The organism is Acidipila sp. EB88, assembly GCF_003858395.1.
Classification (GTDB): Bacteria; Acidobacteriota; Terriglobia; order Terriglobales; family Acidobacteriaceae; genus EB88.
Map to the genome: position 1 here is coordinate 2,414,961 of NZ_QWEV01000005.1, position 16,433 is coordinate 2,431,393.

The window sequence follows — 16,433 nt, forward strand, 5'->3', positions numbered from 1 at the left end:
GCGATAACCATGATGTGCAAGTGAAATGGGGTGCGCTGACCAGGCGCACCCCGTTTCTCGTTCCGCCTAGGTTAGAAGTGCAAGCCGACCTGCGCTGTAAGCGCGCGCGGCGTGACGTAGTGCGTGCCGCTGAACGTGGACAGGAAATTGTACAGCGCGTAGTTATTCGCGATGTTGATGCCGGTAAGCTGGGCGCTCCACTTGTAGCGATCGCCGTGAAACAGGTCATCCTCTCCAATAGAAAGGTCGAACAGGTTGCGTGCGGCGATGCGCGGAGGGTTCTTGTCGTCATCCTCGGTGTTGGGTGCGGGAATACTGATCAGGGAAGAGGCCAGTTGCGTGGCGAGGCACTGCGAAGGCAAAGCCTGCGATGGGGTAGCGCGCACCCCGTTGCAGCTAAGCCCGGCTTCAAACTGCTGGTCCGCGGTAAGACCGCTCAGCACCACGTACTGCTGTCCCCCGGGGCCTACAACGCTGGTGGCGCCGCAGCCTGTGTTTGCGCCCGGGATGTCGTTGAAGCAGGGTGCGGCTCCCGCCACTTCGCCGCTGTCGTAGCGCCAGTTAAACCCGAACCACGGGGAAAACTTGCCGGGTATCTGGTATTGAAGGTGCGTAGTTTGGTTGAACTTTTCATCGTGATCGATGCGGAAGGGCAGGTTGCTGCCGGCGGTGCCGGGTGTTGCGCCAGCCCCTGCCTGCTGCGGATTGAAGAAGCGCGCAGCCACCGACGAGAGGGATACATACGCGGTGAGGTTATGCAGGTCGAGTAAGTCGGCGCGGATCGCATAGCCGGGAATCTTGGAGTTATGCCAGTCGATCGGAAAGGTAATGGGCGTGTTGCCGAGCACGCTGAAGTCGAACGCGTTGTGCGTGTACTTCCAGATGTAGTCGCCGGTGAACACAAAGTGGCGGCCCAGGGCCTGCGTCAGGCCCGCATGAAACTCGTTGCGGAAGCCCGGCTGCTCCACTGTGTTGGTGACCCCGGGAGCACATGCGAGCAAAGGGTTCAGCACGGCATCGCCGCAGCCCACGCTCGAGAGCACAAGGTTTTCGTTGAACGGCGTTTCCAGCGTGCGCGCATAGGAGACGCGCAGCACCGTGTTCGTCCGCTTCACGTTGTACGACACGCCAAGCCGCGGCTCGGCCTGCCGCGCCACCGCAAGCCCGTTGTAAAGATCTCCGCGGATGCCGAGGTTCAGGTTCCAGTTCCCGGCCTTGATCTGGTCTTCGATGTAAAGCGCCAGCTCCTTCACATCGGTGTGCCCGTTGAAGAGATAGTTGGTGCCGCCACGGGTCAGATCATAGGGCGCGAGCACCGGGTTGAACGGGGTGACACTGTTCGGGTTGGCCACGGTGTTGGGCAGGAGGCCAGCCGCGGCACACTGCGCGGGATCGGTAAAGCCGCTGACCGGGTCGCCGGCCGCGTCGAGGCAGGGTGCGTTGAGCGTCGGGTCCACAACACCGAGCGCGTCGTGTTCACGCAGGAACGTCTGCTCATAGACCGCGCCGGCCTTGATGGTATTGACTCCGCGCGCGACCGAGATATCCGAGTGCACACCGGTGTTCAACAGCGTGCGCTGCTGCGCGATGCTTTCACGCTGCAGGTTTACGGGGCCGAGGTCGGCGAAGGCGTCGTGGCTCGGATAGTAGTTGTACGCGTCCTTGCGTACGAACGGTGCGAAGTTGAACACGGCGTCGCTGCCAAGCACACGCGTGTAGGTGGGCGCGATGTTGAACGTTTCGATCTTGGAGTGCTGATCGGTGGGAGCAAGCGCCGCGCCGGTCAGCGGATCGAGCTTGCCTGCGTTCAGGTTGTCGAACGTGTCGGGCGTCTGGAACCACGAGCGGCTGTACGTCAGGTCGAGATGAATCGAGTCGGCCGCGGTGAACTGGCGATCGATGCGGTCGAAGATGTTCTGCTCGTTGCCTCGGTCATGCATGACCGAGAACTCCGGCGCATCGAGAAATCGCCCGGTGTTGAGCCCGTCTGTTTCGAAGAAGTTGCCGAAGGTGCTCGTGCCGTAACCAAGATCGATGCCCGCGGTGGCGGTGCCGAACGAGCCGTACGAAGTGGTGATGCTGCCGGTCGGCCTGGTGAGCCCGAGGCCCGAGCGCGTGGTGACCTGGATCACGAGCGAGGTCTTGTCGCCGTACTCGGCGGGCGGCGCGCCATCAATCACCTGCACCGACTGCACCACGTTTGAAGGCAGCTGGTTGGAGAATGCCTTGCTCTGCTGATCGCTGATGGACTGCCCGTCAATTGCGAACGTGTTGGAGGCGTGGTCGCCGAGCCCATGCAGCAGGCCGTTTGAGTCCGCGGAAACGCCAGGCGTGGTGAGCGTCACCAGCGAAGAAAGCCCGGAGGTTGCACTTTCAAGCGGCAGCTTGGCCAGCGTGTTCCGGTCCACATTGGTCTGCATGCCGGTACCGGTGTCCACCAGGTCGGAGCTTTCCACCGTGATGCTTTGCGCGGCGACCCCGACCTGCAACTGCGCCGTGAGCGAGGCGGGAATGCCGGAGGTGATCGAGGCATCCCGGGTGACCGCACCGAAGCCCTGTGCCGTGATCACCACGTGGTAGTTGTTGTACGGCAGATTATTGAAGCTGAAAGCGCCGCTCGCATCCGCTGTGGTTGTGCGGGTGAAGCCGCTGACCGGGTTGGTCACCGTAATGGATGCGCCCGGCACAATGGCGCCCGTGGTGTCGGACACGGTGCCGTTGAGGCTGCCTGTGTGGCTTGCACTCTGCGCGAGCATCGTGGTTGTTTGGGCTGCAAGAGCGAACGCGAAAGCGATGGCGGTGCTGTGGAAACGTGGCGACACGAATCGCCTGGAAAACAACATGGGCACTCCTCCGGAACAGCGAGAACACAGCGGGGGGTGAAGCTTGAGGCCACTGCAACGTTCCCGGGTCGTGCTTCAGGAAGGGTGCGGCGCTAAGCGGCAGACCAGGCGATGCGAGCAGGCGCTGCGGGTGGCGGCCGGATGCATGGCGTATCGCGCGGGGCGCACGCTCCTTGAACAGCGCCTGCATGGCGAACCCTGCCGAACGCGACCACCCGGAGACTTGCGGCGAGGAGCACAAACACCTGCAACGCCAAGTGCGCAGCCACACACCACTGGCAGTGCGTTGCATCCGGCATGCCGGTCGCGTGGCTGTGCACCACCTCTGCCGACAGGAACACCAGCAGCAGGCAGCACAGCCCGAGCACCAGGAGCCTCACGAGTTTTGAATAGGGCCGCATGGGTTCGGAGGCAGAGAGGAAGCTTATTGAGAAAAGTATAGCAGTAAGGATTGCGGAGGCCGCAGCGCTTATAAGATAAGAACGGTATGGCAATACAGGTACGCGACACCCGGCAGAAAAAGGCAATCCGTGCGGCTTTCTCGAGTGCGGCCCGGCCGCTTTCTCCGGAAGAGGCCTTGCAGGAAGCAGCCGCGCATGTGCGCGGCATCAGCGTCGCTACAATTTACCGCAACATCCACGCACTGATTGCGGAGTCATGGCTTTCGCCTGTTGAGATACCCGGCGAGCCGGCGCGCTACGAGGTTGCTGGCAAGGGCCACCATCATCACTTTCAGTGCGAGCGCTGTGACCGGATCTATGACCTTCCAGGCTGCACGCTGCAACCGATTCCCGGGCTGCCAGGTGGCTTCGCGCTGACGGGCCATGAGCTATTTCTCTATGGCCTGTGCGCGGCGTGCAACCAGTCGCCAGCCTGACGGCAGGTTTTCTTTAGCCGGCGTGCAAGCCGGTAATCAGCATCACGATAAGGCTGCCGGCGCAGAGACACACCAGTTGCAGGTACACCGCGCGTGGAGTGGCGGCCTCGGCCAGTTCGGGCAGCAGGTTGACCCCGGCGATATAGAGGAAGCTGCCTGCGCTCACCGGCAGAAGCCAGCGAAACACTGAAGCTCCGCCTGCTCCCAGGGCCAGCACAGCCAGTGCCCCGGCAACGGCGGGCAGGGCGGCAACCACGGCGAAGCGCATGGCGCGCGGCGCAGGTACGCCCAGGTGCAGCAGCACGGCTACGTCGCCCAGGCGGTGCGGCACCTCGTGCAGGGCCACGGCGAACGCGGTAAGCAGCCCCAGGTTCGGGCGAATGGCAAAGGCAGTCGCGATCGCCGTGCCATCCACGAAGCTATGGAGGCAGCTGCCCAGCATCAGGTTGAGCGGGCGCATGCCCTGCTTGGCGCCCGCAAGGTGGGCACATGGCTGGTGGGCGCAGTCGGCGCCGGGGGCGTGCGCCGGGTCTTGCTGCGCAGGTATCGTTGCCGGGGCTTCTGCGTAGCTGTGGAAGACGCGCTCCACGGCAAAGAGCACGAGCAGGGTCAAACCCACCGCAAGCCAGGTTCCACGGCCATTGCCCAGCGCATCCACTGCTTCGGGCAGAAGATGCAGGATCGCCGTGGCAAGCAGCACTCCGACTGCCAGCGACAGCAGGTAGGGCAGCTGGCGCTGCAGCTGCTGCTCCCGCGAACGCAGGAGCCACGCGGCCGCGACCGCAACCACCTGGACGGCAAGAACCGTGCCGAGCATCAGCACGGGAAAACAACATCCTGGTCGTGCTGAGTGTGGGTGCCGAGACGGCCCTCGAGGCTGCCCGGCGTGTGCTTGTTGCGAATGCGCATTCAATTAGGATGGCACATCGGGCGGCAACTGGAAAGCTCTTCGACCCAGCGGCTAACGAGAGTGAAACCGGTAACGCAGCTCGGCGAAGATCTCACGCGGATCGTTGTAGTGGAAGCCGCCAAACGTAACGCTGTTGTCGAGCAGCACCCTGCGATTGGCCACGTTGAGGGCGCTGACCGAAAGGCTCGCCTGCTCGCCCAGCGCTTTGCCTAGGCGGAGATCAAAGGTGGTGTGCTGCGGCAGGTACGCGTCAGGGTAGGGAGTGGCCGGGTCCGGGTCGCCATTCGTGAAGCCTGACCCGTAGTAGACGTTGGTCGATACCGTGGTGCTCCACGGAAGTGCCGTCTCGAAACCGACGTTGAGGGTGTTGCGCTGGTCGTGGTCGACTGGGGTGTAACCCGGCTCGACGTCGCACTCGGGTGAGGTAATCGGCGCGCACACCAGGCCCCCGGTGATGGCGCCTCGCTGTTCTGCGATCTGGTTGGAGTAGGCAAGATGGACGTGCGCGGCTTTCCACAACTGCGGTGAGCGCAGCGAAAGCTCCCAGGCACGAACCAGCGCCCCGTCAATGGTGACCGGGAAGTAGATGCTCGAGCCGCCCAGGTTGGAATGGTCGAGGAAGTTGTTCACCCTTGTCTTGAAGGTGTCGATGTCGAGACTCCATCCGCGCAGAGGAATCTTCACGCCGAACTGGTGCTCTTCGTCATGCTCGCCGTGCAGCGGCTCGAAGGTCGTGTTGTTGCTCTGCGCGTACTGTAACAGGGGTCCGGTGGCGGTGAGCAGCGGCGGCGGCTGGTAGAAGCGCCCGTAGAAGCCGCGCAAGACCCAGTGAAGTTTCGGTATCTCGATGGCAGCGCCAATGCGCGGCGCCGTGGCATCCTCAGTGACATCCGCCTCGAAATGCGTCTGGCGCAGGCCGGCGGAGAGCGTGAGCCACGGCGCGGGCCGATAGCTGTCGGAGAGGTACTCCTCCACAACGCCGCCGTTGGTTTGTGCCGGCGTTCGAAACGGGAGCGCGCCGCTGCCGTCGTTGAAGATAGCGCCGAACGTGTAGGTCTCGTGCTCGCCGAAGGAGTAGAAGCCGGCCTGCAGCGTGTGCTTCGCCACGACCTTGTCGATCGATGCCTGCAGGCCGCCGTAGGTCGACGCACGGCCGGAGGTGGTGGCGACCGGCGTGTCGGTCGGACTGGAGTCATACGCTGCTCGATTGAAATGGAAAAAGGGCGAGACCTGCAGCACGGTGGCCGGAGAGCTGGTGTGCACCCAGGTGAAAGCGGCCAGCGCATCGGTCTCGCGTTGCGTATCGCGTAAACCGCTGGAGTCGAACTGCTGATTGCCGAAGCTGTCCGGATCGGGATCGTACGGTATCTCGAAAAAGTCGCTGCGGGCCTGCCCCACAAAGCGCAACTGATCGCGCGGGGTCTGGTCGAACAGCAGGGAAACGAAGCCCCCGTAACCATTGGCCGCGTCGTGCAGAACCTGGGAGACCGGGGTGGACAGCCCGTAATCGCTGCGGTTGCCGTTGAGGCTCAAGTAGTAGGCCGCGCGGCCGGTGTGGTCGCCGTAGTTGACCTGGTCGTTGGTCTGCAGAAAGCTGCCAGCCTGCAGCACGAGCTCGGCTTCGCCATTGCGCTCGAAGCCGCTGCGCGGCACCACGTTGAATGCGCCGTACGTGCGATCGCCGATGCCGGCCGTGTAACTGCCGCGCTGCACCTCGATGTACTCGACGTCCTTGGGATCCATCTGCGCACCGACGTTGCTGGCGATATCGGTGTTGGGGATGTTGACTCCGTCGATCAGCCAGCTTACCTGGTGGCCGCCACGCATGTGCAGCATGTCGTGGGTCATGTAGGCACCGGGCACGTAGTCGGTGATCATGGCCATGCTGTTGGTGCGGTCAGCTCCCGGCGTGCCGGCAATCTCGGCGCGGCTGATCAGCGTGGTGGGCGTTGCGGTATCAGCGTGCTCCGCCTGCTCATGCACTTCGGCACTCTGCGTGACCTGGCCGGGCGTAAGCGCAAACTGCAATGTCGCGACTGTCTGCGAGGTGAGGTGGAACTGCTCCTGCACACTGCGGAAGCCCGCCTGCGAAATGGTGGCGGTGTACTCGCCAAGGGGAACAGAGGGCACGTCGAACATGCCGTCCGCGTTGGTGGTCGTGCGGAATATCAGAGCAGAATCCGCTGCCTGCAACACAACTACTGCCCCGCGCACCGGGTGATGTTGCGGATCCTGCACGTGGCCGGAAACCTGCGCAAACAGCGTGGCCGCATGCGCCCCTGGCACCGCGATAAACGACACGGCCAAAAAAGTGGCCGCAAGGCATGGAGAGGCAAAACTTCGCATCGCAATCTATCCCGGTCTCGAAGAGACCCATTCAGTGCGTAAGCACAAGCCACTGCGCGGCGTGCGCCTGTGGCTACTTCAAAGGATCAGGAAAGCCTGTGCGAAGGAGGGCCGCGCTTCTGCCGAGAGCGGTCGCGTGCGATCCGCCAGCGGCACTCTGCCTGCTGGACGCCGGCAGGCGCCATGGCCGGCATGGAACCGTGCAGGGCTGCCGCTGGGGCAGCCAGGACTGGCGCGTGGCTGGCGCTGAGAGCCTGCGGAAAGAACGGGCAATGCATCGGGGGCGCGCTGAAGCGTGCCTGCGCGGGGTCCAGAGAGCGGCGCATCGTCATGCTCTCGAGGCAGTGGTGAGCGCCTGCGCGGCGGCAGCATGCCGGAACCGACACCTCCTGCGCGGTCACAAGCGCCAGCAGCGGCGCTGCGGACGAGAGACCAAACACCAGCAGGAGCAGCATGGAAAAAAGTTTGCGCAAGCAGCTTGATTGAACCGGATTTGCCGGGATTCGGCAAGGCGAGAGTCGTGCCCGGGTCGCTCCAGCGTCGCGTTCACTTGTCTGGCGGCTCGATACAATCGAGACATGCCCAAGGCTCGCAAGTCAGTGCTCGGCAGGGGAGAGCTGCATTTTGTCTCCTGTGCGTCCTACCGCCATCTCCACAAGCTCGCTGTCGATAAGCATCGGGATCTGCTTTGCCAACTCCTGGAAGAGCTCCGTGTGAAGTTCCGGTTCTCGATCGTGGGGTACGTGGTGCTTCCGTCTGTGTTCCACATGCTGCTCACGGAGCCGGAGAAGGATTCCGTCGACGAGATCATCCAGACGCTGCGGCAGCGCTACCAGCGTCGCTACAACACCTCGGTGCGCTCGGACGAACCTGCGTGGGAAAAAAGCTACAGCGACCTCCACGTGGTCACCCCGGACCAGATTGTGGGATTCCTGAGCACCATGCACCAGGCCCCGGTCAAAGCGGGGCTGGTGGAAGCGCCGACCGAGTGGTCGTGGAGCAGCGCTCTGCGCTACGCAGGGCTGCCGGAAGGTGTGGTCACCGTGGAACCATCAAGCGATCCGCGCACGCAGATCGTCGTCTCACAGGCGTAGCCCGATACCCAGCGGCAAAGCGGATGCCCGTGCTTGCGACTCGGCCAAGTCCTCACCGCTGCCTCGACGCAGGCTCTTTCGCTACCTGCTCACCAATAGTGCATCGAGCGCCAGGTTCAGCGGCAGCACTGCCACACGCGGCTCGCCCAGCAAACCAAATTGCCTCTGCGTCGTGTGCTGCTGCACAAGCAGCCGCAGCCTCGCTGGGTCGATCGCGCGGGCGGCAGCCACACGCAACACTTGGTACTCCGCTGCCGCAGGTGTGATGTCCGGATCCAGACCCGACCCGGATGCGGTGACAAGGTCAACGGGCACGGCGGCTGCGGAGTGGTTCATTGCCTGTTCGGCCGCGACGCTGCTTTGTACGCGGTCAATCAACGCCTTGTTTGTAGGCGCCAGGTTCGATCCGGAAGAGGCTGCGGCATCGTAGCCGGCGCCTGCTGCCGAAGGACGACTGTGAAAGTAGCGCGGGCCACTGAACGGCTGGCCGATCAGGGCTGAGCCGACAAGCTCACCCTGGCTGTTATGAAGCAACTGCCCCGCAGCCTGGCTTGGAAACACAAGGTGTGCCACGGCTGTGATTGCAAGCGGATAGACGAGGCCAAGAAAAACGGAGGTGATTGCGGTGTACAAGACGGCGGTGCGCACAAGTTTCTGCATGGATTTTCCTAGGCCAGGTGGATCGCGGTGATTACGATGTCGACGAGCTTGATGCCGAGAAATGGAACGATGAGGCCGCCGAGACCATAGATCAGCAGGTTGCGCTGCAGCAATGCGGCAGCAGAGAGCGCGCGATACCCGACGCCGCGCAGCGCGAGCGGGATCAGCCCGATGATGATCAGCGCGTTGAAGATCACGGCTGAAAGAATGGCAGACTCTGGCGAGTGCAGTCGCATGATGTTGAGCGTGTTGAGCACCGGGAAGGCCCCGGCAAACATCGCCGGAATGATCGCGAAGTACTTCGCTACGTCGTTGGCGATGGAGAAGGTGGTAAGCGCGCCGCGCGTCATCAGCAACTGTTTGCCGATACCGACAATCTCGATGAGCTTGGTTGGGTCTGAATCGAGATCAACCATGTTGCCGGCTTCCTTCGCGGCCTGCGTTCCGGAGTTCATGGCCACGCCCACATCCGCCTGGGCAAGTGCAGGTGCGTCGTTGGTGCCGTCCCCGGTCATCGCGACGAGTTTTCCTTCCGCCTGTTCCCGGCGGATCAGGTCCATCTTGTCCTTGGGCTTCGCCTCTGCAAGAAAGTCATCCACGCCGGCTTCACGCGCGATGGCGGCAGCCGTAAGCGGATTGTCGCCGGTGATCATGATGGTGCGAATGCCCATGGCGCGGAGCTGTGTGAATCGTTCGCGCATGCCGCCTTTCACGACATCCTTGAGATGGATGACGCCGAGCGCGCGGCCGTTCTCCACCACCACGAGCGGTGTGCCGCCACTGCGCGCGATCTCCTCAACGGATGCCCGCACCTGCACTGGCATGGACGAGCCGCATTGTTCGAGATAGCGTGACATCGCATCCACGGCGCCCTTGCGAATGCTGCGTCCTTCCACATCAATGCCCGACATGCGTGTGCTCGCGCTGAATGGAACAAACTCGGCATGAAGCTGTGCAAGCTCTCGCCCGCGCAGGCCATAGCGCGTCTTTGCCAGCACCACCACAGAGCGCCCCTCGGGCGTTTCATCGGGCAGCGAAGAGAGCTGTGCTGCGTCCGCGAGTTGCTCGTTGGTGATGCCCGGTGCAGGCACGAACTCCGACGCCTGTCGATTGCCGATCGTGATTGTGCCGGTCTTGTCCAGCAGCAGCGTGTTCACATCTCCTGCTGCTTCCACCGCGCGGCCCGAAGTAGCGAGCACGTTGTGCTGAACCAGGCGGTCCATGCCGGCGATGCCGATCGCGGAGAGCAGTCCGCCGATCGTGGTGGGAATGAGACACACCAGCAGCGATATCAGGACGAACACGGTTTGCGGCGCACCCGCATAGCTGGCGAAAGGCTCCAGCGTCACAACCGCGAGGAGAAAGATAATGGTCAGCCCCGAGAGCAGAATGTTGAGTGCGATCTCGTTTGGTGTCTTCTGCCGCTTCGCCCCTTCTACCAGTGCAATCATGCGGTCGAGAAATGTTTCGCCCGGGTTGGACGTGATGCGCACGGTGAGGAAATCAGACAGAACACGCGTGCCTCCGGTGACCGCAGAACGATCGCCGCCCGCCTCGCGAATGACCGGGGCCGACTCGCCGGTGATCGCCGACTCATCGACAGAGGCGACGCCTTCCACTACTTCGCCGTCGCCCGGGATCATCTGGGAAGCCTCGACGCGCACCAGGTCGCCGAGCCGCAGGGCGGAACTCGCGACCTCTTCAAGTCCGCTCCTGGTGACGCGGTACGCGGTTGTTTCGGCCTTGGCGCGTCGCAGCGCGTCGGCCTGCGCTTTGCCTCGTCCTTCTGCCATTGCCTCGGCAAAGTTGGCGAACAGCACGGTGAACCAGAGCCACAGAGTGATCTGTAGATCGAACGAGAAGTTGCCCCGGTGCACCAGTGCATCGCGCACGAAGAGCACAGTGGTGAGTGCGCTGCCTGCCTCCACCACAAACATGACAGGATTGCGCATCATGGCAGTGGGCTTGAGCTTGCGCAGTGCGTCTACGCTGGCGCGACGCACGATATGGGCGTCAAATATGGACCGTTGGTTGCGATGATTGCTTTCGGACATGGTTCTTTCCCTTCTGCCTAGAAGCTGCGGCCGGCATGCAGCAGTAAGTGTTCGAGCACCGGCCCAAGTGCGAGCACGGGAAAGAAGGTAAGCGCGCCGACGATCACAATCACACCGGTAAGAAGCACTGTGAACAGCGGAGTAGTTACCGGAAACGTGCCGGCCGTGGGAGGAACCCGCTTTTTCGCCGCGAGATTGCCGGCAACAGCAAGCATCGGGATCAGCATCAGGAAGCGGCCGGCAAACATGGCGATACCAAGGCTCGTGTTGTACCAGGGAGTATTCGCATTAAGGCCGGCGAAAGCGGAACCATTGTTGCCGGTGGCCGAGGTGTAGGCGTAGAGGATCTCGGAGAGCCCATGCGGCCCATGGTTCGCGAGGCTCGACAAGCCAAAGCCCGGCGCCAGCACGGACACGGCAGAGAAGCCAAGGATGACGAGAGGAAAGATCAGCAGGTAAAGCATGGCCATCTGCACGTCGTAGGCTTCGATCTTTTTGCCGAAGTATTCAGGCGTGCGACCGACCATCAGTCCTGCGATAAAGACAGCAAGAATCACAAAGATCAGCATGCCGTACATGCCGGCGCCGACGCCGCCAAAGATCACCTCGCCCAGCAGGATGTTGACCAGTGGTACAAGACCGCCCAGGGGCGTGAACGAATCATGCATTGCATTCACCGCACCGCAGCTGGCATCCGTGGTCACGGTCGCAAACAGGGCAGAGTTGGCGATGCCGAACCGGACCTCCTTGCCTTCCATGTTGCCGCCGCTCTGCATGCTTGTGAGCTGCTGCGCCACGCCATGCATGAGCGGGTTTGCCTGCGACTCCGCGTGGTAGCAGAGCAGTGTGCCTGCCAGCCACAACATGGACATGGTTGCGAACACAGCCCAGCCATGTTTGGGCGAGCCGGTCATTTGGCCCAGCGTCACTGTGAGCGCTGCAGGGATGAGAAAGATGGCAAGCATCTGCAGGAGGTTGGTAAGGGGAGTCGGATTTTCGAACGGGTGAGCGCTGTTGGCGTTGAAGAAGCCGCCACCGTTGGTGCCGAGCATCTTGATGGCTTCCTGCGAAGCCACCGGGCCCTGTGCGATGGACTGCGTGGTGACTGTTGCAATCTTGCCATCTGCCCCGGTCTGGCTCTGTGTTTCTACAAGATGAGCCGTGTCGTAGGACCTCAGGTTCTGCACGACTCCCTGCGAAACCAGCGCTATCGCAAGCACTGAGGACAACGGAACAAGCACCCAGAGCGTGCCTCGCGTGAGATCCGCCCAGAAATTGCCAAGCGTTCTCATCTCGCGCCGTGCGATGCCGCGGATGAAGGCAATGGCAAGGGCAAGGCCTGCTGCAGCCGACCAGAAGTTGTGGGAGGCAAGCCCCAGCATCTCGGTCAGATAACTCATCGTGCCTTCAGGACTGTACGACTGCCAGTTGGTGTTGGTTGTGAAAGAGACCGCGGTGTTCCAGGCAAGTGCCGGGGCGACACCTGCCAGGTGCTGCGGGTTGAAGGGAAGCATGTGCTGCATCCGCTCCACCATGTAGGTCAGCGCGAACGTCGCGGCGCTGAATACCAGCATTGCTGCAAGGTACTCTGTCCAGCGCATCTCCTTTTCAGGATCGATCCCGGTGGCCTTGTAGAGCAGGCGTTCCATTGGAGCCAGAGCGAAGTCAAGCCAGGTGCGCTTGCGCTCGAAAACCCTGGCGATATAGACGCCCAGCGGCTTGGCACTTACCAGCAGGATCGCAAAGAACACAACGATCTGGAGCAACCCGTTCGTTGTCATCAAAAGCGCTCCGGACGCAGCATGGCGTAGACCAGATAGATAAGAAGAGCCAAAGCAATGGCCAGCAGCAGAACGTTCTCAAGCATGGGGCGAGGTCCCTTTCAGGCGTGCACAGGCCGCAATGTAGGCGTAAGCGGTTGCGAAACAAAGTGCGGAAAGAACAATGAATGCTAGGTCGGCCATGGCTGCCCCCGGGTGGAACTAGAAGTGGTAGGTGACATCGCCAGCGACGATGAACTGGGTGGTCTTGGTGCCGAGATCGAACGCGGCCTTGTCGTAGGAGTGCTCGATACGAAGCTCCGGGCGGAACAACACCGTGGAGCCTATCCAGTGGCCATAGCTCAGGAGATGCTCGGAGTACTTCGTCGCGTATCCGGTGCGCTGACCCTTGATGTCGTTGACGAACTCGTTGCGAAAGGACAGGTAGTTGTGCGTATCGATCTCGTGTTCGAGATAGTTCACAACCGCGGCTTCCGGCGCAAAGCAGCGTTGTTCGCCTGCAGAGCAGAACGCGCCGTTTGCTCCTGTCTCGGTAGCTATCGGATTCGCTACGTTGCCAGCGATGTTGGGAACGTCGCGCTCGTACATGTACCAGGCTTCGGTGTCGGTGTGCCACTTCGCATTGATCTTGTGGTACCAGGTCTCGTAGTAGCTCTGCACATTGTTGTAAGCGTACTTGCCGTTGTTGATCGAGTTGGCACAGGTGTAGAGTGCGTCGCCGCCTTTGGCGAAGGTGTAATCCACGCACGCGGTAGCCGTTGGCTTTGCATCCTTCGCCCAGGGAGCCACATCGTTGCCGGCGGAGAGACCACCCTGCACAAGCCAGTGGTCACTGAGCTTGATGGTGGCAACCACTCCAGTCTGCGTGTAGGGGTCGATTGTGTAGAGCAGTGAATGCGAGTAGGTGTAGTTATTCGGAGCGAGCTGCGCCTCGATGTCCGGCAGTGACACGTACCGCCCCACGCGAATGTTCATGCCTTTCGCCACGTGAGGGATGTACAGGTCCACGTAGAACATGATCGGGTCATACCCGTACTCGCGGTTCTCGGCGAGGAGTTGCTGCGAGAAGATGCCTTTGGACGTGGTGTAGCGGTAATCCTGGCCCCACAGTTGCGCTACACGGAAGCCCCAGTCGACGTGATCCGTCTGGACGGTGTCCGGCAGGCGCTCGATATAGAGCACTTCCTGGTCGGGGATAATGCGGTTCGGGTTGTAGTAGTAAGCTGCTGGGGAGTTGGCTCCGTCGCCCTTGTTGGACGTGCTGACATCGAAGCCACCATTGGCCCACCCATAGATCTTAGTGCGGCTGTGATTGCCGTTGACGGCTTGCATGAGCATGTAGGATTGCGTGTCTGGGGCGCCGATGGTAGGCGTCCCTCCGACCGAGTAATCGCTGCTGGGGAATGGGGTGGAATCAAGCGGGCCAGCATAGCCGCGGCGCGCAGGGGCCGGCGCCGACGGTTGTGTGGGGCGCCAGTCTTCGCGATAAGCGGCAAGCCAACGTTTGAAGAAGTCGCCTGTTTGCGGGACGGGCGGCGCAGGAGTCTCGGTCTGTTGCTGCTGCTGATCCAGCGCAGACGGAGTACCGGGCAATGTTGCAGCGTGTGCAAGTGGCACAAAGAAGGAGAGCGTAGCGACAGCGAGCATGCGGAACATCAAGCGACCTCAACAGTTCCAAGTAGAGCCCCTCCATGTGTAGGAAGCCTGCAAGGAATCTGTAAAGAAGTCGTAAAGACGCTACGGCCACCGCAACGAAGCCGTTAAAGCTCCCAGGTGCGGAAGTGGTGTTCGTGCAGGTCCATGGCTACTAGGTTTCCGCGAAAAGAGACGCCTTCCATTTCGAGGCGCATGCGCTGCTCCCGCGTGCCATCGCCGCGCACTTTGATCTGGCCGCCCGCGCCCACCACGCGATGCCAGGGCAGAAGGTCGGGTGGATCGGTGCGCAGCAGGCGTGCGACCGCGCGATGGTACAGAGGGTAGCCCGCAGCTGCCGCGACTTTTCCGTACGTGCTGACGCTACCCGCAGGAATGGCCAGGATGATGCGGCGAAACGACACATCGCGTACTTCGTTCGCGGCAGCACCCTGCTGCAAAAGGCGCCGCTTGGACTTGAAAGACAGCATCGTGGGATCCACGGTGCGCTGGTGTCTCGTCATGGCTCTCTCCCTTTCCTGTGACGTTTGGCTCGTTGAATCGCGCTGCACCACGCGCTTGTGGTGGCGGGTAAGGGCGATCGCGACCAAGAACAACTGCAATGCCTGCAGTGGCTGAGCGCGATGCCTCAGCGCATTCAGTATCGTGCGCTAGGTTCCACAGAAGGTGGCGTGAACGCGCTGCTCTGGCAGCGCGGGTGTTGCGAATTTAGCCATCGCCTCATTGTCCTCGTACGGGCAGCAAACCAGTGCCAGCAGTTGTTCAAAGGGCTGGTAGTCCTCCTTATCCACGGCTGCCTCGATAACCTCTTGCACCAGGTGGTTGCGAGGAATGAACACCGGGTTCGCCAGCCGCATCGACGCAGCACGCGCTTCAGGCTGCACGTCCTCCTGAGCCAACCGGTGACGCCAGACTGCGGCCCACGCGTCATAGCTGGACGGGTCCGCAAACAGGGCCGCGGCGCTGCTGTCAGCGTAGGGATCAGAAGCGGCTGCGCACAGCAAGCGAAACAGCGCGGTAAAATCCACCCGCGCTTCAGCCATACGCGTCAGCAGGTCCTCGGCGAGCGCAGCATCCCCGGGCTGCTCAGAGAAAAGGCCAAGCTTACGCCGGAATCCTTCCCTGCGCGCAGCTTCGAACTGAGGCATGAACGCCGAGAGCGCACCCTGCGCCCAGGCGAGCGCTGCGTCTTGGCTGCCATGTTCCTCGGCAAGCAACGGCAGGAGGCATTCGGCAAGGCGAGTCAGGTTCCACTGCATCGCGAAAGGCTGGTTGCTGTACGCGTACCGCCCCTGCTGATCGATAGAACTAAATACCTGTGCCGGGTCGTAGCCTTCCATGAAGGCGCATGGGCCATAATCGATCGTCTCGCCCGAGATCGAGGTGTTGTCCGTGTTCATCACGCCGTGGATAAATCCAAGCAGCATCCACTGCGCGACCAGCTTCGCCTGCCGTGCGATCACGCCCTTGAGGAATGCGCTGGTGGGTCGGCTGGCCTGCGCCGCGTCGGGGTAGTGGCGCGCGATTGCGTACTGTGTGAGCAGCCGTACTCCCTCCACGTCGTCCTGCGCGGCGAAGTACTGAAAGGTGCCCACGCGCAGGTGGCTGGCCGCGACGCGGCACAACACCGCGCCCGGCTGCACGGTTTCGCGGTACACCCCCTGGCCGGTGGTGACCGCTGCAAGCGCGCGGGTGGTGGGCACGCCCAGGGCCGACATGGCCTCGCTCACGATGTACTCGCGCAGCACGGGCCCGAGCGCTGCCCTGCCATCACCACGACGCGAGAATGGCGTGGGCCCCGAGCCTTTGAGTTGCAGATCATAACGGGCGCCGTCGGTTCCTATGACCTCGCCCAGCAGGTTGGCGCGACCATCGCCCAACTGGGGCACAAAGTAGCCAAACTGGTGCCCGGCGTACGCCTGCGCCAGGGGCTCTGCCCCTTCGGCTTGCCGGTTCCCCGCCAGGATCTCAATGCCTTCAGCGCTGCCCAGCGCATGCTGGTCAAGCCCGAGCCTGAGCGCGAGCCCGGAGTTGACTTTGATCAGTGCGGGGGACGCGACCACGGTCGGGGTGCACCGTGCATAGAAGCGTTCAGGCAGGCGCGCATACGTGTTCTGAAAGTGAAAACGGACTGGCCCCGCGACCGGGTGGAGGTTCTCCGTAGAAGATGGTGCGCTGGTCTCACGAAAGCTCATACCGATGAGATGTGTGCCAG

Annotated in this window: 14 protein-coding genes; 2 read left to right on the forward strand and 12 right to left on the reverse strand. The window is 62.2% G+C overall.

All coding sequences use genetic code 11. The annotated features are described in order from the left end of the window. Window positions 1–71 precede the first annotated feature (71 nt). Window positions 72–2,843 (reverse strand): TonB-dependent receptor, encoded by a 2,772-nt coding sequence (locus D1Y84_RS10625; protein WP_124848479.1) that lies wholly within the window; start codon window positions 2,841–2,843, stop codon window positions 72–74. Window positions 2,844–2,935: 92 nt separating this feature from the next. Further along, complete coding sequence (locus tag D1Y84_RS10630) at window positions 2,936–3,223, reverse strand: hypothetical protein (RefSeq protein WP_124848480.1); 288 nt, start codon at window positions 3,221–3,223, stop codon at window positions 2,936–2,938. Between the two features lie 107 nt (window positions 3,224–3,330). On the opposite strand from D1Y84_RS10630, the gene D1Y84_RS10635 reads away from it, so the two are divergent. Continuing rightward, on the forward strand, window positions 3,331–3,720 hold the full coding sequence (locus D1Y84_RS10635; protein WP_124848481.1) for a Fur family transcriptional regulator: 390 nt from the start codon (window positions 3,331–3,333) through the stop codon (window positions 3,718–3,720). A gap of 13 nt (window positions 3,721–3,733) precedes the next feature. On the opposite strand, the gene D1Y84_RS10640 is transcribed toward D1Y84_RS10635, so the two are convergent. From D1Y84_RS10640 to D1Y84_RS10650, 3 genes are all read right to left on the reverse strand, one after another. Next, a complete protein-coding gene (locus D1Y84_RS10640; protein WP_124850069.1) occupies window positions 3,734–4,537 on the reverse strand; it encodes a ZIP family metal transporter in 804 nt (267 codons plus the stop codon). 144 nt (window positions 4,538–4,681) lie between these two features. Further along, window positions 4,682–6,976 (reverse strand): TonB-dependent receptor, encoded by a 2,295-nt coding sequence (locus tag D1Y84_RS10645; RefSeq protein ID WP_124848482.1) that lies wholly within the window; start codon window positions 6,974–6,976, stop codon window positions 4,682–4,684. Between the two features lie 86 nt (window positions 6,977–7,062). Beyond that, window positions 7,063–7,449 carry a hypothetical protein gene (locus D1Y84_RS10650; RefSeq protein WP_124848483.1) on the reverse strand — a complete coding sequence of 129 codons (387 nt, stop codon included), beginning with the start codon at window positions 7,447–7,449 and terminating at the stop codon, window positions 7,063–7,065. A 105-nt stretch (window positions 7,450–7,554) separates the two neighbouring features. Between D1Y84_RS10650 and D1Y84_RS10655 the strand changes: the two genes are divergently transcribed. Continuing rightward, a complete protein-coding gene (locus D1Y84_RS10655; RefSeq protein WP_124848484.1) occupies window positions 7,555–8,070 on the forward strand; it encodes a transposase in 516 nt (171 codons plus the stop codon). Between the two features lie 81 nt (window positions 8,071–8,151). On the opposite strand, the gene kdpC is transcribed toward D1Y84_RS10655, so the two are convergent. From kdpC to D1Y84_RS10690, 7 genes are all read right to left on the reverse strand, one after another. Next, window positions 8,152–8,730 carry a potassium-transporting ATPase subunit KdpC gene (kdpC, locus tag D1Y84_RS10660; RefSeq protein WP_124848485.1) on the reverse strand — a complete coding sequence of 193 codons (579 nt, stop codon included), beginning with the start codon at window positions 8,728–8,730 and terminating at the stop codon, window positions 8,152–8,154. 8 nt (window positions 8,731–8,738) lie between these two features. Continuing rightward, window positions 8,739–10,784, reverse strand: a complete 2,046-nt coding sequence (kdpB, locus tag D1Y84_RS10665; RefSeq protein ID WP_124848486.1) for a potassium-transporting ATPase subunit KdpB — start codon at window positions 10,782–10,784, stop codon at window positions 8,739–8,741. Between the two features lie 17 nt (window positions 10,785–10,801). Further along, complete coding sequence (gene kdpA / locus D1Y84_RS10670) at window positions 10,802–12,565, reverse strand: potassium-transporting ATPase subunit KdpA (protein ID WP_124848487.1); 1,764 nt, start codon at window positions 12,563–12,565, stop codon at window positions 10,802–10,804. Continuing rightward, window positions 12,565–12,651: a K(+)-transporting ATPase subunit F gene (kdpF, locus tag D1Y84_RS18930; RefSeq protein WP_124850070.1), complete on the reverse strand. Its 87-nt coding sequence runs from the start codon at window positions 12,649–12,651 to the stop codon at window positions 12,565–12,567. Before kdpF ends, kdpA begins: the two co-directional genes overlap by 1 nt. A 115-nt stretch (window positions 12,652–12,766) precedes the next feature. Then, complete coding sequence (locus D1Y84_RS10680) at window positions 12,767–14,212, reverse strand: outer membrane beta-barrel protein (RefSeq protein ID WP_233581340.1); 1,446 nt, start codon at window positions 14,210–14,212, stop codon at window positions 12,767–12,769. A gap of 113 nt (window positions 14,213–14,325) precedes the next feature. Next, entirely contained in the window at window positions 14,326–14,721 is a 396-nt protein-coding gene (locus tag D1Y84_RS10685) for an MGMT family protein (RefSeq protein ID WP_233581341.1), read from the reverse strand. Between the two features lie 147 nt (window positions 14,722–14,868). Further along, complete coding sequence (locus D1Y84_RS10690; protein ID WP_124848489.1) at window positions 14,869–16,413, reverse strand: YdiU family protein; 1,545 nt, start codon at window positions 16,411–16,413, stop codon at window positions 14,869–14,871. Window positions 16,414–16,433: the final 20 nt, after the last annotated feature.

Bases quoted from the DNA above. Each gene is read 5' to 3' on its own strand.
- D1Y84_RS10625 (WP_124848479.1), bottom strand. From the start codon at position 2,843: ATGTTGTTTTCCAGGCGATTCGTGTCGCCACGTTTCCACAGCACCGCC.
- D1Y84_RS10635 (WP_124848481.1), top strand. From the start codon at position 3,331: ATGGCAATACAGGTACGCGACACCCGGCAGAAAAAGGCAATCCGTGCG.
- D1Y84_RS10640 (WP_124850069.1), bottom strand. From the start codon at position 4,537: ATGCTCGGCACGGTTCTTGCCGTCCAGGTGGTTGCGGTCGCGGCCGCG.
- D1Y84_RS10645 (WP_124848482.1), bottom strand. From the start codon at position 6,976: ATGCGAAGTTTTGCCTCTCCATGCCTTGCGGCCACTTTTTTGGCCGTG.
- D1Y84_RS10655 (WP_124848484.1), top strand. From the start codon at position 7,555: ATGCCCAAGGCTCGCAAGTCAGTGCTCGGCAGGGGAGAGCTGCATTTT.
- kdpC (WP_124848485.1), bottom strand. From the start codon at position 8,730: ATGCAGAAACTTGTGCGCACCGCCGTCTTGTACACCGCAATCACCTCC.
- kdpB (WP_124848486.1), bottom strand. From the start codon at position 10,784: ATGTCCGAAAGCAATCATCGCAACCAACGGTCCATATTTGACGCCCAT.
- kdpA (WP_124848487.1), bottom strand. From the start codon at position 12,565: ATGACAACGAACGGGTTGCTCCAGATCGTTGTGTTCTTTGCGATCCTG.
- kdpF (WP_124850070.1), bottom strand. From the start codon at position 12,651: ATGCTTGAGAACGTTCTGCTGCTGGCCATTGCTTTGGCTCTTCTTATC.
- D1Y84_RS10680 (WP_233581340.1), bottom strand. From the start codon at position 14,212: ATGCTCGCTGTCGCTACGCTCTCCTTCTTTGTGCCACTTGCACACGCT.
- D1Y84_RS10685 (WP_233581341.1), bottom strand. From the start codon at position 14,721: ATGACGAGACACCAGCGCACCGTGGATCCCACGATGCTGTCTTTCAAG.
- D1Y84_RS10690 (WP_124848489.1), bottom strand. From the start codon at position 16,413: ATGAGCTTTCGTGAGACCAGCGCACCATCTTCTACGGAGAACCTCCAC.